Raw genomic sequence first — 21169 nt, forward strand, 5'->3', positions numbered from 1 at the left:
ACAGGATATAGGCATGACAAGTAAAAATAACGACCAAAAAAATAACGATAAAAACCTTTCCGAAGAAACCTCATCGGCACCGCTAGCCGAAAAAAGCACATCGCAGCAGGATGCGGCCCCTAAAAAAGAACAGCCAAAAGTGGCCGAGCCCCCAAAAACAGCCGAGCCAACCAAAGTCGAATTTGAAGAAAAACAAGGCAAGCGCGGAGTTAAACTAGGCACAGTCGCTATCATCTTATCGATTATTTTTGGCGGTGGCCTCGCATACAAACTGCATCAGCAGCAAGCCGATTACCAAGCGCAGATCGCCCAACTAAAAAGTCAGCTAGAAAGCACTCAAGCTTCCATGAAGCAAGAGCTCAGCCGGGTACAAGAAGAAACCATCGAGAAAGCAACGACCGTGACACACAAAGCGGAAGTGGTACTTGGACAGCAACAGAAGAGCATTGAAAGCTTACAGCTTGCCGTTGCCGATGTGAAAGGTCGTCGACCAAACGACTGGCTACTTGCTGAAGCCGATTACCTCGTCAAATTAGCTGGTCGTAAACTGTTCTTAGAGCATGACGTAGAAAGCGCAACTCAACTAATGGAAAGTGCTGATCAACGCATTGCCGCACTGAATGACCCTAGCCTCGTCAAACTACGTAAAGCAATGGCGAACGATATCACCAAACTTCGTACTATCCCGCTGATTGACCGTGATGGATTGGTACTACGCTTAACTGCTCTGCAACAGCAAGTAGACAAGCTACCACTCGCCAATGCACTACTCCCAGAAGCAGAAGCCGTAGAGAACACTGAAGTGTCGGAAGATATTGCAAACTGGCAAGATAACTTAATGACCTCTCTGAAGGACTTTTCAGAAAACTTCATTACCTTCCGCACGCGCGATGGTAACGTCATTCCACTGCTTTCTCCTGAGCAACACTTTTACCTAAAAGAAAACATCAAAGCCAAATTGGAGACCGCAATAAAAGCGGTGTACCAAGAGCAAGGTGAAATTTACACCACGTCTCTAAAAACGGCCGACAAATGGGCATTAGCTTTCTTCAACCAAGACGATAATTCCGTTAAAGAGTTCAACAAAACTGTTAACCAGTTAAGCCAGCAAAACATTCAAGTGGAATACCCAACGAAACTGCAAAGTCAGTCTCAACTATCAGATGTCATCCGTGAGCGCCTACGTCGCGAAGTCACAACGATGACAGGTATGGAGGATAAGTAATGTTTCGTCTTATTTTCCTATTTGTTGTACTAGGTGCAGGACTATTTGTTGGCACTCAATTTTCTGGTCAGCAAGGCTATGTACTCATCTCCATCGCTGAGAAAACGATCGAGATGAGCGTAACGACATTGGTCGTATTCGTTATCGCAGCACTCGCAGGTCTTTTTCTACTTGAGTACCTAATTAAAAAGCTAGTTTACGCAAGTTCTACAACATGGAACTACTTCAGCGTGCGCAAAATGCGCCATTCCCGTCGATACACCAATGAAGGCATTATTAAACTCCTTGAAGGAGACTGGAAAGGTGCCGAGAAAAAAGTGACTCGTTGGGCGAATCATCACGATATGCCGCTACTTTGTTACTTAGTCGCGTCTGAAGCTGCACAAGGTCAAGGTGATAAAGCAAAACGTGATCACTACCTAGAGCTAGCAAGCCAGCAAGAGAATGCTCATCTTGCAGTAGAGCTAACTCGTGCTAAACAGTTTATTCGCGATAACGAGTTCGAGGCTGCTTTCGATACTTTGCAATCGTTAAAAGGTCAGTATGCGAGTAATTCGATTGTATTGAACTTGCTGAAAACAACGTACATGCAGCTAAAATTGTGGCAACCTCTTATTGACCTCTTGCCACAACTCACCAAAGCAAGACTCATCACGGAAGAAGAACACGCAGAGCTGATTCAAAAGGCGCAATGCGGCTTACTCCATGAAGTGGCACAGCAGCAAGGTAGCGAAGGGCTTATCTCTCATTGGAATAGCCTTGCACGCAAAGTAAAACAAGACACACACCTAGTCGCCTGTTTTGCTCGTGAGTTGATAGCCCGGAAAGCAGATGCTGAAGCCTTTACTGTGCTAAAAGAAGCATTGAAAAAACAACCGGCTCCTGAGCTTTATCAACTACTGCCAGATCTAAACCTGCCAGATATCCACCCTGTCGTGGTTTTCTTAGAGGGAGTAGTGAAGAAAGAGCCAGATAACGCCGCAGCGCATAGCGCATTAGCGCACTTCTATTTCCGTCAAGAGAAGTGGCAAGAAGCCCAAGACCACTTTGAGATCGCCTTAAAGCTTCGCTCTGACGTCTCTGATTATGCATTCCTAGCAGATACACTAGAGAAGCAGAATCTAACTAAAGCCGCTCACGAAGTCTCTCGTAAAGCTCTCACGCTCGTCCAGAACGACTAAGTAGCAGTCATCTAACCAAGCCGGCAGTTTACTGTCGGCTTTTTTATTGCCTGTCACTCATCAACACTCCACAAACCTGCAATATCCACTAGAGCTAATGCCCTGCAATCGCCTGAAATTCATTGGGAAGCCCTAGTAAAGCTTCCTTAATTCGTTCCAAGCAGCACTCCATTAAGCCCAATAAAATCCTCTAAAAAATAGCTTGCACACTTTCTTCAAGGCGAACAACCAAATATAAGTTTCTAGGAAGGAGCTCTACTAACAAAATACAGGTAACTTGAAATAGTGCAGGAAGCAAAAATAGGTACATAAGCTCCGATACTCTCCATTATCTTCAATGAAGGACTGTCTTCTATACAATACTTAGACCGTGTTTATTGTACCGACTAGAGCAAGATAGCGAATAGCTATTAGGTAACAATAAGAGCGCTAACGCACGTAATATAGAGTCAAGGCAAGTCTCTTGTTAACAGAAACACTTCACCCTTAGAGGTAGGAATGCCAATACTCAGACTTGATGGCTCTCGTTAGAAGATAAAGTTATGAACTTCTGTCGCTGCACAACCTGTGGATAGCGAGAACGCGCTTAAAGCAAGGCTTCTCAAGTGACATAGTGCAGGGATACCTAGTCCGGGGATACGATCAGCTAAGGGATTGATTCCAGTCCCTAACGAATTTCCAAGCGTCAGAAACGAAGAAAGCCTCGCTATTTCTAGCGAGGCTTCTGAATAGTGGCGGAGAGATAGGGATTTGAACCCTAGATACGCTATTAACGTATGCCGGTTTTCAAGACCGGTGCTTTCAACCACTCAGCCATCTCTCCACAAATTGTCATCAACAGATTAATACACTGATGATGTTGTTACTTGTCTATGCAAATAACGATATTTAAAGCCTGGCGATGTCCTACTCTCACATGGGGAAGCCCCACACTACCATCGGCGCTATTTCGTTTCACTTCTGAGTTCGGCATGGAAATCAGGTGGGTCCAAAACGCTATGGTCGCCAAGCAAATTCTTTAATTCGGAAAGCTGTTTCTTAATTCTCGTTCTTACACATTCAATGTTCTTTCATTGAGTCCATCAAAACCCCTTGGGTGTTGTATGGTTAAGCCTCACGGGCAATTAGTACAGGTTAGCTCAACGCCTCACAACGCTTACACACCCTGCCTATCAACGTCGTAGTCTACGACAACCCTTTAGGATACTTAAAGTATCAGGGAGAACTCATCTCAAGGCTCGCTTCCCGCTTAGATGCTTTCAGCGGTTATCGATCCCGAACTTAGCTACCGGGCAATGCGTCTGGCGACACAACCCGAACACCAGAGGTTCGTCCACTCCGGTCCTCTCGTACTAGGAGCAGCCCCTTTCAATTCTCCAACGCCCACGGCAGATAGGGACCGAACTGTCTCACGACGTTCTAAACCCAGCTCGCGTACCACTTTAAATGGCGAACAGCCATACCCTTGGGACCGACTTCAGCCCCAGGATGTGATGAGCCGACATCGAGGTGCCAAACACCGCCGTCGATATGAACTCTTGGGCGGTATCAGCCTGTTATCCCCGGAGTACCTTTTATCCGTTGAGCGATGGCCCTTCCATTCAGAACCACCGGATCACTATGACCTGCTTTCGCACCTGCTCGAATTGTCATTCTCGCAGTCAAGCGGGCTTATGCCATTGCACTAACCTCACGATGTCCAACCGTGATTAGCCCACCTTCGTGCTCCTCCGTTACGCTTTGGGAGGAGACCGCCCCAGTCAAACTACCCACCAGGCACTGTCCGCAACCCCGATGAGGGGTCGACGTTAGAACATCAACACTACAAGGGTGGTATTTCAAGGACGGCTCCACGCAATCTAGCGACTGCGCTTCAAAGCCTCCCACCTATCCTACACATGTAGGGTCAATGTTCAGTGCCAAGCTGTAGTAAAGGTTCACGGGGTCTTTCCGTCTAGCCGCGGGTACACTGCATCTTCACAGCGATTTCAATTTCACTGAGTCTCGGGTGGAGACAGCGTGGCCATCATTACGCCATTCGTGCAGGTCGGAACTTACCCGACAAGGAATTTCGCTACCTTAGGACCGTTATAGTTACGGCCGCCGTTTACCGGGGCTTCGATCAAGAGCTTCGACCGAAGTCTAACCCCATCAATTAACCTTCCGGCACCGGGCAGGCGTCACACCGTATACGTCATCTTGCGATTTTGCACAGTGCTGTGTTTTTAATAAACAGTTGCAGCCACCTGGTATCTGCGACTCTCAATAGCTCCATCCGCGAGGGACTTCACCGTCGAGAGCGTACCTTCTCCCGAAGTTACGGTACCATTTTGCCTAGTTCCTTCACCCGAGTTCTCTCAAGCGCCTTGGTATTCTCTACCCGACCACCTGTGTCGGTTTGGGGTACGATTCCTTACAATCTGAAGCTTAGAGGCTTTTCCTGGAAGCATGGCATCAATGACTTCACACCCGTAGGTGCTCGACGTCGTGTCTCAGCCTTAAAGAGAGCCGGATTTACCTAACTCTCAAGCCTACGCACTTGAACCTGGACAACCGTCGCCAGGCCCACCTAGCCTTCTCCGTCCCCCCATCGCAATTGTAAGAAGTACGGGAATATTAACCCGTTTCCCATCGACTACGCCTTTCGGCCTCGCCTTAGGGGTCGACTTACCCTGCCCCGATTAACGTTGGACAGGAACCCTTGGTCTTCCGGCGAGGAGGTTTTTCACCCCCTTTATCGTTACTCATGTCAGCATTCGCACTTCTGATACGTCCAGCATGCGTTACCACACACCTTCAACCGCTTACAGAACGCTCCCCTACCCAATACTCAAAGAGTATTGCCGCAGCTTCGGTTTACTACTTAGCCCCGTTACATCTTCCGCGCAGGCCGACTCGACCAGTGAGCTATTACGCTTTCTTTAAATGATGGCTGCTTCTAAGCCAACATCCTGGCTGTCTGAGCCTTCCCACATCGTTTCCCACTTAGTAGTAATTTGGGACCTTAGCTGGCGGTCTGGGTTGTTTCCCTCTCCACGACGGACGTTAGCACCCGCCGTGTGTCTCCCGGATAGTACTTACTGGTATTCGGAGTTTGCAAAGGGTTGGTAAGTCGGGATGACCCCCTAGCCTTAACAGTGCTCTACCCCCAGTAGTATTCGTCCGAGGCGCTACCTAAATAGCTTTCGGGGAGAACCAGCTATCTCCAGGTTTGATTGGCCTTTCACCCCTAGCCACAAGTCATCCGCTAATTTTTCAACATTAGTCGGTTCGGTCCTCCAGTTGATGTTACTCAACCTTCAACCTGCCCATGGCTAGATCACCTGGTTTCGGGTCTATATCCAGAGACTGAACGCCCAGTTAAGACTCGGTTTCCCTACGGCTCCCCTAGATGGTTAACCTTGCCACTGAATATAAGTCGCTGACCCATTATACAAAAGGTACGCAGTCACAGGACAAAGCCTGCTCCTACTGCTTGTACGTACACGGTTTCAGGTTCTATTTCACTCCCCTCACAGGGGTTCTTTTCGCCTTTCCCTCACGGTACTGGTTCACTATCGGTCAGTCAGTAGTATTTAGCCTTGGAGGATGGTCCCCCCATATTCAGACAGGATATCACGTGTCCCGCCCTACTCGATTTCACTGAATGTGCGTTGTCAACTACGGGGCTATCACCCTGTATCGCCGGACTTTCCAGACCGTTCGTCTAACGCCTATAAAGCTTAAGGGCTAGTCCAATTTCGCTCGCCGCTACTTTCGGAATCTCGGTTGATTTCTTTTCCTCGAGGTACTTAGATGTTTCAGTTCCCCCGGTTCGCCTCGTTATGCTATGTATTCACATAACGATACTTACTTATGTAAGTGGGTTTCCCCATTCGGAAATCCCAGACTCAAGTGGTTTTTACTACCTAATCTGGGCTTATCGCAAGTTAATACGTCCTTCATCGCCTCTGACTGCCAAGGCATCCACCGTGTACGCTTAGTCACTTAACCATACAACCCGAAGGAGTTTCGAATTGATGTTAAACAACCAAAGTTGTCTCTCATTATTTGAATGAGCGAGAGACATTCGATTTTGCCGGACTCAAATTCCAAGAACACTTGAATGTGTTTTTAGTTGTATTCATAAATGAATACTTTGAGAACTTTACAAACAACAATAAATTGTTGTTTTGTCAGCTTTCCAAATTGTTAAAGAGCTAGATTTTCTGATGAAAACCATTTTTAAAGATTCTTTTTCAAGAACACTTAAAGATGGTGGAGCTATGCGGGATCGAACCGCAGACCTCCTGCGTGCAAGGCAGGCGCTCTCCCAGCTGAGCTATAGCCCCATCAAGGTGTGTCGATACTGTATGCCAATCCCTTAGTAAGGAAATTGGTGGGTCTGAGTGGACTCGAACCACCGACCTCTCGCTTATCAGGCGAACGCTCTAACCACCTGAGCTACAGACCCAGTATCGTCTCTTTACTTTATAAACCGTATCAATCTGTGTGAACACTCATCGCAATAATCATCGTTTAAGGAGGTGATCCAGCGCCAGGTTCCCCTAGCGCTACCTTGTTACGACTTCACCCCAGTCATGAACCACAAAGTGGTAAGCGTCCCCCCGAAGGTTAAACTACCTACTTCTTTTGCAGCCCACTCCCATGGTGTGACGGGCGGTGTGTACAAGGCCCGGGAACGTATTCACCGTGGCATTCTGATCCACGATTACTAGCGATTCCGACTTCATGGAGTCGAGTTGCAGACTCCAATCCGGACTACGACGCACTTTTTGGGATTCGCTCACTCTCGCAAGTTGGCCGCCCTCTGTATGCGCCATTGTAGCACGTGTGTAGCCCTACTCGTAAGGGCCATGATGACTTGACGTCGTCCCCACCTTCCTCCGGTTTATCACCGGCAGTCTCCCTGGAGTTCCCGACATTACTCGCTGGCAAACAAGGATAAGGGTTGCGCTCGTTGCGGGACTTAACCCAACATTTCACAACACGAGCTGACGACAGCCATGCAGCACCTGTCTCAGAGTTCCCGAAGGCACCAATCCATCTCTGGAAAGTTCTCTGGATGTCAAGAGTAGGTAAGGTTCTTCGCGTTGCATCGAATTAAACCACATGCTCCACCGCTTGTGCGGGCCCCCGTCAATTCATTTGAGTTTTAATCTTGCGACCGTACTCCCCAGGCGGTCTACTTAACGCGTTAGCTCCGAAAGCCACGGCTCAAGGCCACAACCTCCAAGTAGACATCGTTTACGGCGTGGACTACCAGGGTATCTAATCCTGTTTGCTCCCCACGCTTTCGCATCTGAGTGTCAGTATCTGTCCAGGGGGCCGCCTTCGCCACCGGTATTCCTTCAGATCTCTACGCATTTCACCGCTACACCTGAAATTCTACCCCCCTCTACAGTACTCTAGTCTGCCAGTTTCAAATGCTATTCCGAGGTTGAGCCCCGGGCTTTCACATCTGACTTAACAAACCACCTGCATGCGCTTTACGCCCAGTAATTCCGATTAACGCTCGCACCCTCCGTATTACCGCGGCTGCTGGCACGGAGTTAGCCGGTGCTTCTTCTGTCGCTAACGTCAAACAACGCCGCTATTAACGACGCCGCCTTCCTCACGACTGAAAGTGCTTTACAACCCGAAGGCCTTCTTCACACACGCGGCATGGCTGCATCAGGCTTGCGCCCATTGTGCAATATTCCCCACTGCTGCCTCCCGTAGGAGTCTGGACCGTGTCTCAGTTCCAGTGTGGCTGATCATCCTCTCAGACCAACTAGGGATCGTCGCCTTGGTGAGCCCTTACCTCACCAACTAGCTAATCCCACCTAGGCATATCCTGACGCGAGAGGCCCGAAGGTCCCCCTCTTTGGCCCGTAGGCATCATGCGGTATTAGCCATCGTTTCCAATGGTTATCCCCCACATCAGGGCAATTTCCTAGGCATTACTCACCCGTCCGCCGCTCGACGCCGTTATCGTCCCCCGAAGGTTCAGATAACTCGTTTCCGCTCGACTTGCATGTGTTAGGCCTGCCGCCAGCGTTCAATCTGAGCCATGATCAAACTCTTCAATTTAAGATTTTGTTCGGCTCAATGAATACTGAACATTACATAAAGTAATGTTTGAATTGACTGTGCTGAATCCGAAGATTCAATGGTCACTTCGTTTCATTGAAACCTAATTTGAAACCCCTCTTTATTAAGAGAAATTTCTAATTGGATTATCATCAACGAGTGCCCACACAGATTGATAGGTCTATATTGTTAAAGAGCTTGCTTTGCGAGAAGCTTTTCTCTCAAAGCGGAGGTGCATTCTAGCGATTTAATTGACAGTGTCAAACACTTTTTCAATTTTATTTTCGTAGAAGCTTTTTACCTCTCCGACCCTGCTGAAGCCTTATCGCGTCTGCCGTGTCGGTGGATGCGCATTATAGGGAACTCAGATCCGTTCGCAACCATTTTTTGGAAAAAAATGGAAAAAACCGACTGTTCGATGACTATTTCATCAAAAAAGCAAAAAAGAGGGTAAAAAACCCTCTTTTTCTGCCTCATAAGCCGTATTTAAATGAATGCGTACGCGTCTGCGAACATACGTTCGCTCTTCGCTTTCTTGTTCTGAGTGAACTGTTCACGTGCTGCACCAGCCATTTCAAAGCGGCCTGCAATATAGATATCGTAGTTTTCTAAACTTTCGAAATCTTCACTCACCGCTTGTAGCACGTTACCAACCTTACCTTGCCAATCAGCAGGTGCTTCTTCTACTACTGGAACAAAGTGAACGTTAGTAAACTTATCGGCGATCTCGACCAGTTCTTCTTTTGCATAAAGTTGGCAGTGATCTCGCGCACCCCAATATAGATAGATAGGGTTGGTTTTATTCTGCGCGACGCAGTGATCCAGAATCGAGCGCACGTAACTAAAACCTGTACCACCAGCAATTAATAATAGTGGACGTTCACTTTCTTCTTGAACCCAAGCATCACCATGCGGGGCATCAATTTCAATCTGACCATCAGTTTCAAGCGCCGCTTGCATTGCTTCGACAACTTCTTGAGCGTAAGCGTTGTGTTCCGCCGCACCGATATGCAGTTCAAGTTCACCTTCATGACGGCAAGGGCTGCTCGCGATAGAGAAAGGACGTTTGTCTTTTTCACCCATCACTACCATTAGGTACTGACCCGCTTTAAAAGGCACTGGTGATTCTGGGTGAAGAAGGATTTGGTAAGTATTACAAGCTAACGGCTGAATAGACTTTACTTTACATTGGATGGTCATGGTGTTCCTCTCGCTTACTCATCAAAAGTAAGCACTAAATTACTTTCTGTATAGGCTTGGCAAGGGAATATCCAACCTTGCTGCTGCTCTTTTTCGGTTAGCATCGGTTCGAGGTGGTAATTCACCTCGCCCGTTAGCTTTTTACACATGCACATGGCACAAGCGCCAACTTGGCAACGGTGTGGGAAGCGAATATTGTTGTTGAGCGCGGCTTCCAACACCGTCTCCCCTTCTTTTACTGGAAACGTAACGTCCATTGGTAGAAGGTGGACTTGATGACTCATAGAATACCTAACTGGTCCCAAATCTCATCGACTTTAGCCACAAGTTTAGGATCTTTTTTGATAGGCGTACCCCACTCGCGCGTGACTTCAGATTCGAACTTGTTGGTCGCATCCAATCCTAATTTGGATGAACTCTCAGTCTTACCACGCACTTGAATGGTGTCTCTATCTGGATCCATTCGAGTTGTCACCGCCCAAATGATGTCATTCCAATCTCGTGCATTAACGTCATCGTCGCACAAGATAATGAATTTGTTATCCGCGTACTGAGCAAAGAAGCCCCATAGATATTCCATCAATTCTTGAGATTGACCAGCTTGGTCTTTCTTCATGGTCACGACAGCAAATTGGTTGTTTGCTGCAGCTGGTAGATAGACGTCAACAATCTCAGGGCGTTGCTGTTTCAACTCATTCAGTTCTGCTTCGGTAATCGCTTTGCTGTCTCGCTCAGTGACCTCGGTTCGCGTCGCCAGCTCAGCATCCCATTTAATGGTCGCATCCAAGCCCATTTTGGAGCCAAGCCCAACCACTGGCGAAGCAAAGTCGAGCGAGTCGATTGGCGTGTTATCTATCATCAAGGTATCACGTACTGGGTCCATATGCTCTGACATGGCTTTCACGACATCATTCCAATCTCGTGCATTTACCGATTCATCGCACACAATAACAAACTTGGTGTACATGAATTGACGTAAGAAAGACCACACGCCCATCATTACGCGCTTGGCATGTCCTGGGTACTGCTTCTTCATGGTAACGACTGCCATTCGGTACGAACAACCTTCTGGCGGTAGATAGAAGTCTTCAATCTCTGGGAATTGTTTCTGCAGAATCGGCACAAACACTTCGTTTAATGCCACACCCAATACAGCTGGTTCATCTGGCGGACGGCCTGTGTAGGTGCTGTGATAAATAGGGTCTTTACGCATAGTAATGTGCGTAATGGTAAACACGTGGTGCTTTTCTTTTTCGTTGTAGTAGCCAGTGTGATCGCCATAAGGACCTTCATCAGCAAACTCGTTCGGGTCGATATAGCCTTCCATCACGATTTCAGCGCTCGCTGGCACTTCCAAATCATTACTAACTGACTTCACGACTTCAGTTTTGCTGCCACGTAGTAAACCTGCAAATGCGTATTCCGATAGCGTATCTGGCACTGGCGTTACTGCGCCAAGAATGGTTGCGGGGTCTGCACCAAACGCAACCGAAACTGGGAAAGGTTTACCTGGATTGGTTTCCACCCAATCACGTAGGTCAAGCGCACCACCACGATGAGCTAACCAACGCATTATGATTTTGTTCTTGGCGATTTTCTGTTGGCGGTAAATACCTAGGTTCTGACGTTTCTTGTTTGGACCTTTGGTCACGGTTAAGCCCCACGTAAGCAGTGGTGCAACGTCTTCCGCCCAGCAACTCATTACCGGGATTTTGTCCAAGTCGACTTCATCGCCTTGCCACACAATCTCTTGGCACGATGCTTTTCTTAAGCGCTTGGCTGGCATGTTCAATACTTGCTTGAACACTGGCAATTTTTCCAATGCGTCTTTGAAGCCTTTTGGTGGCTCAGGTTCTTTCAAATAAGCCAGCAGCTTACCAACTTCGCGCAGTTCTTTTACGTCTTCGCGTCCCATACCTATCGCGACACGCTCTGGCGTACCAAATAAGTTAGTCAGAACGGGGACGTTGTAGCCGATCGGATTCTCGAATAACAAAGCAGGGCCACCAGCACGCAAGGTGCGGTCACTTATTTCTGTCATTTCGTAAGCGGGATCGACTGGGTGAGCAATGCGTTTAAGTCGACCTTTCTGTTCTAGGTGGTCGATAAATTCGCGTAAATCCTTAAAACTCATAGGCCTTCATGACTGGCTGATTAAACTGTCCGCAGTATAACAAATAGGAGGACGCTAAGATCCTCCTATTTTGTGTGGGTATGTGAGCCAGATTACTTTAATACTTGCTCTATCTGCCGGGTCTTCACTTGATGGTTGTTAGAGACTAACTCTTCCAACCAGGTTTGATGCCCTTGCTGCGCCAGCTCTCGAGCGACCATGGTAGCTTCTTCCGATAGTGCCATTTTGCTCACTAGAAACTGTTTCACTTGCGGAGATAAAGGGTTGGATTTTGTGAGTAGACTAATGGCTTCTGGTTTGAGTGACGGATTGACGGTGGAGTTCATCAATTGCTGAATTGAAAAAACGTCCCCAACCGTAGCTAAACGCTCGAGTTCGGACTGGCTATTGTAATCCGCTCTCATCCGCCAGAGTAAGTTGTACACTTCCTCATCTTGACTTACTTGCGCTAATCTCACGATCACGGCTGTCGATGGTAGCCAACTGGTCACATTCGCTTTGGTTAACTGAGTGGTTAATGCGGCAAGCGCATGCGGTGATAAGCTGTCCAACTCTCGAATCAAAAGTGCTTCACGCGCCTGAGCTTGTTGAGATTGCCCTGTAAGCCATTGCTTTAAGTCGAGCTCTTTCCGCTCAGCTTGTAGTACAAAGTCCAAGGTACTTTGGTCTTGCTTCCAACGCTTAATCAAGCGGCTTGCAATGGCAGGAAAGTTAAAGGCAGGCACACTAAACTCATACCCGTCCCCTCGCTCTAGAACCTGATAAGTAGGAGTCATACGGATCTGAGACTCAACAAACAGAGCCATTCTAGGCGTGAGAATCACATCTTGCTTCTCAAGCTTTTCCAATAACCGAAAACGCACGACCTCTTGTTGAGGTAAAGCTAGTCGATCAAGGGCAAATTTAAGCGAGTCGACCTCATCCCTGACAACGTAATCAAGCAGTTCAGAGACTTTAGCCTGTATTTGAGTATCCTGAAGCCACTGTTCTACTACAGACTCCTGCATTTCCTTGGCAGATAACGTCGCGGGTAGTGTGATAAGTGACAAGCTCAGGAGTAATGACGACAACATTCCTTGTTGCATGTTAACCTCCCGATAACATTTCTCCTCATTCTGATGCTTCCATCGGGAGAAAGCAACAAAAAAGCCACCGTTAACGGTGGCTTTTTTAGAATAAGGACTCAGCTATTACTGACGACGCATCGCATCGAAGAACTCATCGTTGGTCTTCGTCATCGCTAGCTTATCAATGAGGAATTCCATCGCGTCGATTTCGCCCATTGGGTGAACGATCTTACGCAGAATCCACATTTTCTGTAGTTCATCAGTCTTCGTCAGTAGCTCTTCACGACGTGTACCTGAACGGTTGAAGTCAATCGCAGGGAATACACGCTTCTCAGCAATCTTACGGTTCAAGTGCAGTTCCATGTTACCTGTACCCTTGAACTCTTCGTAGATAACTTCATCCATCTTAGAACCAGTATCTACTAGTGCCGTTGCGATGATCGTTAGGCTACCGCCCTCTTCAACATTACGTGCTGCACCAAAGAAACGCTTAGGACGGTGTAGTGCGTTTGCATCCACACCACCTGTCAGTACTTTACCTGATGAAGGTACTACGGTGTTGTAAGCACGAGCGAGACGAGTGATAGAGTCAAGCAGGATAACCACGTCTTTCTTGTGTTCAACAAGACGTTTCGCTTTCTCGATTACCATTTCCGCTACTTGTACGTGACGAGATGCTGGCTCATCGAAAGTCGACGCGACTACTTCACCTTTAACTAGACGCTGCATCTCTGTTACTTCTTCTGGACGTTCGTCGATAAGAAGTACCATCAACTCACACTCTGGGTGGTTGTATGCGATGCTTTGAGCAATATTTTGCAGAAGCATTGTCTTACCCGCTTTTGGCGGAGCAACAATCAGACCACGTTGACCTTTACCGATAGGCGATGCCAAATCTAAAACACGTGCGGTGATGTCTTCTGTAGAACCGTTACCACGCTCCATTACCATGCGTTCATTTGCATGCAGAGGGGTAAGGTTTTCAAATAGGATCTTGTTACGAGCGTTGTCTGGTTTGTCGTCGTTAACGGTATTGACTTTTAGAAGGGCAAAGTAGCGTTCACCGTCTTTTGGTGGACGAATTTTACCAGCGATAGAGTCACCAGTACGTAGGTTAAAGCGACGAATCTGACTTGGTGATACGTAGATATCGTCCGGACCCGCAAGGTATGAACTATCTGCACTGCGTAGGAAACCAAAGCCGTCTTGCAGAATTTCCAGAACCCCATCGCCAAAGATGTCTTCGCCGCCTTTAGCGTGCGCTTTTAAAATCGCGAAGATGATGTCTTGTTTTCTTAAGCGAGCTAGGTTCTCTAATCCTAAGCTTTCGCCCAGTTTTACAAGGTCAGACACAGGTCTGTTCTTCAGTTCGGTAAGGTTCATGGTGGTGGATTCTTGTTTAGTCAAAATAAGATCTGTTTTCTAGTTAAGATGGATTTGGTCTCAGGATCGACCAAGAAGAGAAATTTGTTCAATTAACGCGCGATAAGTTAGCACTAATTAGTATTCTAGTCCAGAGTTAGAAAAACAAAACCGTGCGTTGTTACTTTGCACGGTTTTATCTGTAATCACTTGGTGATTATAAGTTTGCGTCCAAAAACTCTTTTAGTTGAGTTTTAGACAGAGCACCAACTTTCGTTGCCGCTACGTTGCCGTCTTTGAATAGCAGTAGCGTTGGAATGCCGCGAATACCAAACTTAGGTGGTGTACCTGCGTTATGGTCGATGTTTAGTTTACCGATAGTGAGTTTGCCTTCGTACTCGTCTGCGATTTCGTCCAGAATAGGAGCGATCATTTTACAAGGACCACACCATTCTGCCCAGAAATCCACTAGAACCGGGCCTGCAGCGTTGATTACATCGTTTTCAAAACCGTCATCAGTTAGCTGCAAAATCTTATCACTCATCTTCCACTCCAATGTGTTTTTCGAAACTGGTTGGATGATAACCAGTAATTAGATGCCCTATTGGAATGTATTTACTTTCGTATTGCAAGCTTTAGCTGATATTCTATAGCCATGAAAAAGACGCATATCACAGAGCAAAAGTTCGCCGATTTGGGCTTAAAGCCCCAAGTTATTGAAGGATTGGACAAAAAAGGGTTCGAATTTTGTACCCCTATCCAAGCCTTGGCGTTGCCGGTCCTGCTCACCGGCCAAGACATCGCAGGCCAGGCCCAAACGGGTACTGGTAAAACGCTCGCGTTTCTTACTGCTACATTCAACCACCTTCTGACGACACCGGAGCATGAAGGTCGTAAACCTACGCAGCCACGCGCAATCATTATGGCGCCAACACGTGAGCTTGCTATTCAGATTTACAATGATGCAGAAGCATTAACTGAGAGCACTGGTCTAAAAACCGCTTTGGCTTACGGTGGTGAAAGCTACGATAAGCAATTGAATAAGCTGCAAGATGGTGTCGATATTCTGATTGGTACGACAGGTCGTATCATCGATTTCTACAAACAGCGCGTATTCAACCTTAACAACATTCAAGCCGTTGTTCTGGATGAAGCCGACCGCATGTTCGATCTTGGCTTTATTAAAGACATTCGCTTCTTGTTCCGTCGTATGCCTGAGCCAAAAGAGCGTTTGAACATGCTGTTCTCAGCGACGCTTTCTTACCGCGTTCAAGAACTGGCATTTGAGCACATGAACACCCCTGAGCATGTTGTGGTAGAGCCAGAACAGAAAACTGGTCACCGTATTCAGGAAGAACTTTTCTACCCTTCTAACGAAGATAAAATGGCCCTCCTTCAAACTTTGATTGAAGAAGAATGGCCAGATCGCGCCATCATTTTTGCGAACACGAAACACAAGTGTGAATCGGTTTGGGGTCACTTGGCCGCCGATGGACACCGTGTCGGTCTTCTTACTGGTGATGTACCGCAGAAGAAACGTGAAAAGATTCTTGAGCAATTCACCAAAGGCGATGTCGACATTCTTGTTGCAACTGACGTTGCTGCGCGTGGTCTGCATATTCCTCAAGTGACGCACGTTTTCAACTACGACCTTCCTGACGACTGTGAAGATTACGTACACCGCATTGGCCGTACCGGTCGTGCTGGTGCAAGCGGCCACTCGATCAGTTTTGCTTGTGAAGAGTACGCAATTAACCTGCCTGCAATCGAAGAATACATTGAGCACACTATCCCAGTTTCAGAATACGATTCGTCAGCGCTGATCCAAGATCTGCCAGCGCCAATTCGTATGCGTGCGCCACGCAACCAACAGCGTCGTACGAATACTGGCGGAACTCGTTCAGGTTCAGGTAACCGCAAGCCGCAAGGACGTCGTCCGCGCCAACCGCGTCAATCGGCACCAAAACAATCGTAAAAGGAAACTGAGTTCGTTTATGAGTCAAGCAGGATCATCGCCGCTATACGCCGCCATCGACCTCGGGTCGAACAGTTTTCACATGCTCGTTGTGCGTCATATCGATGGCAGCGTTCAAACAATGGCTAAAATTAAGCGCAAGGTTCGTCTAGCAGCGGGCCTAGATGAACATAATTCTCTTAGTATGGAAGCTATGCAGCGAGGATGGGACTGCTTAAGTCTATTTGCGGAACGCTTGCAGGATATTCCTAAACAAAACATTCGTATTGTAGGCACAGCCACTTTACGTACCGCCACGAATGTAGATGTGTTTCTGGAGAAAGCGAACCAGATTCTTGGTCAACCAATCGACGTTATCTCCGGTGAAGAAGAAGCGGCCACTATCTATAAAGGTGTCGCACACACTTCTGGAGGCAGCGGTCGCCGTCTTGTGGTCGATATTGGTGGCGCAAGTACAGAACTCATCATCGGTGAAGGTTTCGAAGCCAAAGCACTGACCAGTTTAAAAATGGGTTGTGTGACTTGGCTGGAAAACTTCTTTAAAGATCGCCAGTTGAATGCGCGTAACTTTGACGCAGCAATTGAAGGCGCGAAGCAGACAATCCAGCCAATTCTAGAGCGATATACTGAAATCGGTTGGGATGTGTGCGTTGGCGCATCAGGCACCGTTCAGGCATTGCAAGAGATAATGCTAGCGCAAGGTATGGACGAAGTAATCACTCACTCCAAATTGAAACGCCTGCAGAAGCAAGCCATGTTAGCCGATCATTTAGAAGAGCTCGACATTGAAGGCTTAACGCTTGAGCGTGCATTAGTGTTCCCTAGTGGCTTATCTATTTTGATTGCCGTTTTTGAATTACTGGAAATCGACGCGATGACACTCGCTGGCGGCGCACTACGTGAAGGCTTAGTCTACGAGATGGTTGAAGAGCTACGTCAAGAAGACATCCGTGCTCGCACAATTGCCAGCGTACAAAATCGTTATCAGCTCGATCACCAATACGGTGAACAAGTTGCGACACTGGCAAGCAAACTGTTGGAGCAAGCCGGCGGCGATGAGTGGATTACGGAACCTCAAGGCAAGATATTGCTTGAAACCGCCGCAAAGCTGCATGAAATCGGCTTAACGATCGATTTCAAAAAAGGCGGTGAGCACAGTGCTTACTTACTCCAGAATCTGGATTTACCTGGCTACACTCGCGCGCAGAAGTTCTTTCTTGGTGAGATTGCCCGTCGTTATCGAGAACAACTCACCTCACTGCCTGAGCAACATGCGTTATCAGGCTCAAGTGCCAAGCGCGTACTGCGGTTGTTGCGCTTAGCGGTGTTGTTGACTCACCGTCGCAACCAAAACTTAGAGCCAAACGTCGTATTAACGGCTGAAGGTGACAACCTAACATTAAACATTGATGCACAGTGGCTAGCGGCCAACCCGTTGACCGCCGCTGAGCTAGAAATCGAATCCAACCGTCAAACTGATATCGGTTGGCCATTAACGATTACCTCTGATTAATGGTTGTTATCCCATGACAAAGGCTCCTTCTGGAGCCTTTTTAATACCCGTTATTATCCTATGTACAACTCATAGAGTTTTGAGACACCGATGATCTAAATACTCATTTCGCTGTACATTCGCTTTAGAAACAACAAAGCCGCTATCAAAAGCGGCTTTGTTGCTATTAACTGATGAAAACTATGCCGTCGTCGTAACTTTAAAGTTAGGGTTCACTGCCGTTAGCTTCTTAATTAAGTAATTCAGTAGTACGCCGTACATAGGCACAAACAGACCAAGACTAATCACCAACTTAAAGCCGTAGTCCACCAGCGCGATTTCCGTCCAATGTTCCGCCATAAATGGATCTGGACTTTGGTAGAACGCAATCGCGAAGAAGGCGATGGTATCCAGTGCATTACCAAAAAGCGTTGAACACGTTGGGGCCACCCACCACTGTTTCATTTGGCGTAGGCGGTTGAACACGTGCACATCCATAATCTGACCAAGTAGATACGCCATGAAGCTAGCAATCGCGATACGAGCAACGAATAAGTTAAATTCCCCTAGGTGACCAAAACCTTGGAACTGCCCCTCGAAGAACACCACCGATAAGAAGTAAGAGACAGCCAAAGCAGGCAACATTACTAAGAAAATGATCTTACGCGCCAACTGAGCACCGAAAATACGTACGGTTAAATCCGTCGCAAGGAAAATAAATGGGAAGGTGAATGCACCCCAGGTGGTATGTAAGCCAAAGATAGTAAACGGTAGCTGAACTAGGTAATTGCTGGATGCAATAATGACTAGATGAAATAAAACCAGATAGATAAGGGCGTTGCGCTGCTGCGCAGGGGTAAAGTTACTCATGCGATACCTTTTTAGTTTGGTTTGGGGGCGAGGGAACCCAAATCGAGCGTTTTCTACAGAGAAAAGCACTCTTACCAACAATGTAAAAAATGACGATTAAACTAACTTAACTCATTCAGAGTAAAGCGGTGGGCGATTATACATTAACCAATTTTACTCACAAGCGGTGTTTTATACGCAAACGTTTCTTCGCGAACATCACGTCAAAACCAAGGGCTTTGATGCAAAAATAAGAAAGGGTGTTTCATGTGAAACACCCTTTAAAGAATAGATAACTTGAATTTAGAAGCCGCGTTGGAACAATCCGGCTAAATAGTCGAGCTCTTCCCTACTCTCTTCTATTGTTAGCGCTTCAAACCAAATTGCTTCGCTGTAGTGCTCCGCTTTCATAAATAAGCGGCAGCCTTCAAAATCGATCAACCAAGAGTGAATATCCGCATCCCACTGTTTTTCTACCACAGACGCAGATAATAATCCCACCAAACGCTCACCCAGTGCCGGAAAAGTATCGAGGTCGAAGCTTGGAGCGGTAATAATAAGACGCCCTTCTTCAACAATGTAATCAGCGAGACCAAATTCCTTGTGCATATGGATTCCTTATCCGTGGTGAGTAATGTGTTCTTGGATCAGATCCAAGAATGGATCGGCGTATTTTTCTAGTTTACGTTGACCAACGCCACTAACCGCTAACATTTCGCCGTATGACGTTGGCAGCATTTCTGCCATATCAATCAAGGTCGCATCACTGAATACCACGTATGGTGGCAAACCGTCTTCATCGGCGATCGACTTACGTAGCTTACGTAATTTGGCAAACAACTTCTTATCGTAGTTTTTGCTGGTCAGTTTATCCGACTTCGCGGCACGTGCTGCGGTATCTAAACGTGGAACGGCAAGTTCTAAAGACACATCACCACGTAGTAATGGACGTGCTTCTTCGGTTAATTGCAACGTCGAGTTACGAGTGATGTTTTGAAATAGCAGCCCTTTATGAATTAACTGGCGGAAGATACTCACCCAGTAATCATGGCTGTGATCACGACCAATGCCGTAAGTCGAAATTTTATCGTGGCCATGTTCGCGCACACGAATGTTTTGCATCCCACGCAGCACCTCAACCACATACGTCATACCAAAACTTTGGTTAACGCGGTAAACACACGACAACGCTTTGCGCGCTTCTTCGGTCGCATCAAAGTGTTTTGGTGGGTCCAGGCAGATATCGCAGTTACCACACGGCTTTTCGCGATACTCTCCAAAATAGTTGAGCAGTACCTGACGACGACAGGTTTGCGCTTCCGCAAAAGCACTCATCGCATTGAGTTTGTGGCTTTCTACCTGCTTCTGCGGTCCATCATCTTTTTCATCCAACATACGACGCAACCAACTGATGTCGGCTGGGTCATACAACATCATCGCCTCGGCAGGCAGGCCATCTCGCCCTGCTCGACCAGTTTCCTGATAATAGGACTCGATGTTACGTGGAATATCAAAATGCACAACAAAGCGCACGTTTGGCTTATTGATACCCATGCCGAATGCAACCGTCGCAACGACGATTTGAATGTCATCACGTTGAAAAGCTTCCTGAACGTAAGCTCGCTCTTCAGTATCCATCCCTGCATGATAACCAGCAGCGCGGATATGGTTGTTGCATAACTTCTCGGTCACCATTTCAACTTTCTTACGACTGCCGCAATAAATAATGCCGCAGCTTCCCTTTTGGGTGGCTAGATAGCGAATGATTTGAGAAACCGGTTTGTGCTTTTCTACCAAGGTGTAACGAATGTTGGGACGATCAAAGCTTCCTAGATACACCTGAGGCTCATGTAAGCGTAAGCGTTCTAGAATATCACGACGCGTCGCATCATCGGCAGTGGCAGTGAGTGCCATAAAGGGCACATGCGAAAAGTGTTGCTTTAACTGACCTAACGCCGCGTATTCTGGGCGAAAATCATGTCCCCACTGAGAGATACAATGTGCTTCATCCACGGCGATCATAGATAAGGGTAAGTTTTCTAAACGTTCAATAAAGTCACGCATTAACACGCGCTCTGGCGAGACATACACTAGCTTAAGCTGACCAGAGTGCATGCGATTATACACACTCAGTAGCTCTTCTCGATTCATGGTCGAGTTCACACACTCCGCAGCTACGCCATTGGCTTTCAGTTGATCAACTTGGTCTTTCATCAATGAAATCAGCGGTGAAATCACCAAGGTAATCCCTGAGCGCACTAACGCCGGAATTTGGTAACAGAGAGATTTACCACCACCCGTCGGCATGATGACTAAGCTGTCTTTGCCTTCGATAGCGGCTTCAATAACTTCTTGCTGACCATCACGAAACGTCTGGTAACCGAAGACTTCCTCCAACACACGTTGAGGCGTTACAGGCGTATCTGATTGTTCGGCTAGCAAGGTTGAGGTCATGAATAATCTCAGATTGAGTGATCGTAGAAATGCTTTTGCATGCCCAGGCACACAAAGTGAGGGCACATTGTAATGGGGTTTCGTGGTGAATAAAACCGCAAATTGCTAGGTGTTTCGCATCACGACTCGTATACTGATTTTCTGCTCTATAAACACAC

Annotated in this window: 13 protein-coding genes, 3 tRNA genes and 3 rRNA genes; 4 read left to right on the forward strand and 15 right to left on the reverse strand. The window is 47.2% G+C overall.

Translation table 11 applies throughout. The features are described from left to right. The first annotated feature begins 13 nt into the window (after window positions 1-13). Window positions 14-1225 carry a uroporphyrinogen-III C-methyltransferase gene (locus tag ACHFJ9_RS22615; RefSeq protein ID WP_253644886.1) on the forward strand — a complete coding sequence of 404 codons (1212 nt, stop codon included), beginning with the start codon at window positions 14-16 and terminating at the stop codon, window positions 1223-1225. Continuing rightward, entirely contained in the window at window positions 1225-2406 is a 1182-nt protein-coding gene (locus ACHFJ9_RS22620; RefSeq protein ID WP_226422153.1) for a heme biosynthesis protein HemY, read from the forward strand. The genes ACHFJ9_RS22615 and ACHFJ9_RS22620 overlap by 1 nt, the downstream gene beginning before the upstream one ends. Before the next feature lie 732 nt (window positions 2407-3138). On the opposite strand, the gene ACHFJ9_RS22625 is transcribed toward ACHFJ9_RS22620, so the two are convergent. From ACHFJ9_RS22625 to trxA, 12 genes are all read right to left on the reverse strand, one after another. Beyond that, a tRNA-Ser gene (locus tag ACHFJ9_RS22625) sits at window positions 3139-3229 on the reverse strand. 70 nt (window positions 3230-3299) lie between these two features. Continuing rightward, window positions 3300-3416 (reverse strand): 5S ribosomal RNA (gene rrf, locus ACHFJ9_RS22630). A 93-nt stretch (window positions 3417-3509) separates the two neighbouring features. Then, a 23S ribosomal RNA gene (locus tag ACHFJ9_RS22635) occupies window positions 3510-6399 on the reverse strand. A 262-nt stretch (window positions 6400-6661) separates the two neighbouring features. Next, a tRNA-Ala gene (locus ACHFJ9_RS22640) sits at window positions 6662-6737 on the reverse strand. A gap of 45 nt (window positions 6738-6782) precedes the next feature. Next, window positions 6783-6859, reverse strand: a tRNA-Ile gene (locus ACHFJ9_RS22645). Window positions 6860-6925: 66 nt separating this feature from the next. Continuing rightward, window positions 6926-8478: ribosomal RNA gene (locus tag ACHFJ9_RS22650) — 16S ribosomal RNA — on the reverse strand. Together the 16S, 23S and 5S rRNA genes with 3 tRNA genes alongside form the textbook arrangement of a ribosomal RNA operon. Window positions 8479-8964: 486 nt before the next feature. After that, the gene (fre, locus tag ACHFJ9_RS22655) at window positions 8965-9678 is read right to left on the reverse strand and encodes an NAD(P)H-flavin reductase (RefSeq protein WP_258622173.1); all 714 of its coding nucleotides are present in this window, start codon (window positions 9676-9678) and stop codon (window positions 8965-8967) included. 14 nt (window positions 9679-9692) lie between these two features. Continuing rightward, window positions 9693-9962 (reverse strand): 2Fe-2S iron-sulfur cluster-binding protein, encoded by a 270-nt coding sequence (locus tag ACHFJ9_RS22660; RefSeq protein ID WP_012841284.1) that lies wholly within the window; start codon window positions 9960-9962, stop codon window positions 9693-9695. Further along, complete coding sequence (ubiD, locus tag ACHFJ9_RS22665) at window positions 9959-11812, reverse strand: 4-hydroxy-3-polyprenylbenzoate decarboxylase (protein WP_395356367.1); 1854 nt, start codon at window positions 11810-11812, stop codon at window positions 9959-9961. The genes ACHFJ9_RS22660 and ubiD overlap by 4 nt, the downstream gene beginning before the upstream one ends. Before the next feature lie 92 nt (window positions 11813-11904). Continuing rightward, window positions 11905-12897 carry a hypothetical protein gene (locus tag ACHFJ9_RS22670; protein ID WP_005398448.1) on the reverse strand — a complete coding sequence of 331 codons (993 nt, stop codon included), beginning with the start codon at window positions 12895-12897 and terminating at the stop codon, window positions 11905-11907. A gap of 105 nt (window positions 12898-13002) precedes the next feature. After that, window positions 13003-14262, reverse strand: coding sequence for a transcription termination factor Rho (rho, locus tag ACHFJ9_RS22675; protein ID WP_005378757.1), 1260 nt, complete (start codon window positions 14260-14262; stop codon window positions 13003-13005). 196 nt (window positions 14263-14458) lie between these two features. Further along, window positions 14459-14785, reverse strand: coding sequence for a thioredoxin TrxA (gene trxA / locus ACHFJ9_RS22680; protein ID WP_004745500.1), 327 nt, complete (start codon window positions 14783-14785; stop codon window positions 14459-14461). 111 nt (window positions 14786-14896) lie between these two features. Between trxA and rhlB the strand changes: the two genes are divergently transcribed. Both rhlB and gppA read left to right on the forward strand, forming a co-directional pair. Next, window positions 14897-16216 (forward strand): ATP-dependent RNA helicase RhlB, encoded by a 1320-nt coding sequence (rhlB, locus tag ACHFJ9_RS22685; protein WP_005397003.1) that lies wholly within the window; start codon window positions 14897-14899, stop codon window positions 16214-16216. A 19-nt stretch (window positions 16217-16235) separates the two neighbouring features. Next, the gene (gppA, locus tag ACHFJ9_RS22690; RefSeq protein WP_167426131.1) at window positions 16236-17729 is read left to right on the forward strand and encodes a guanosine-5'-triphosphate,3'-diphosphate diphosphatase; all 1494 of its coding nucleotides are present in this window, start codon (window positions 16236-16238) and stop codon (window positions 17727-17729) included. 180 nt (window positions 17730-17909) lie between these two features. Here the strand turns inward: gppA and ACHFJ9_RS22695 are convergent, their stop codons facing one another. From ACHFJ9_RS22695 to recQ, 3 genes are all read right to left on the reverse strand, one after another. Beyond that, the gene (locus tag ACHFJ9_RS22695) at window positions 17910-18578 is read right to left on the reverse strand and encodes a 7-cyano-7-deazaguanine/7-aminomethyl-7-deazaguanine transporter (RefSeq protein ID WP_005397008.1); all 669 of its coding nucleotides are present in this window, start codon (window positions 18576-18578) and stop codon (window positions 17910-17912) included. A gap of 282 nt (window positions 18579-18860) precedes the next feature. After that, window positions 18861-19166 (reverse strand): DUF3630 family protein, encoded by a 306-nt coding sequence (locus tag ACHFJ9_RS22700; protein WP_005397009.1) that lies wholly within the window; start codon window positions 19164-19166, stop codon window positions 18861-18863. A gap of 9 nt (window positions 19167-19175) precedes the next feature. Beyond that, window positions 19176-21011 carry an ATP-dependent DNA helicase RecQ gene (recQ, locus tag ACHFJ9_RS22705; protein ID WP_005397012.1) on the reverse strand — a complete coding sequence of 612 codons (1836 nt, stop codon included), beginning with the start codon at window positions 21009-21011 and terminating at the stop codon, window positions 19176-19178. Window positions 21012-21169: the final 158 nt, after the last annotated feature.

This window comes from Vibrio sp. D3 (assembly GCF_043995865.1).
Classification (GTDB): domain Bacteria; phylum Pseudomonadota; class Gammaproteobacteria; order Enterobacterales; family Vibrionaceae; genus Vibrio; species Vibrio diabolicus.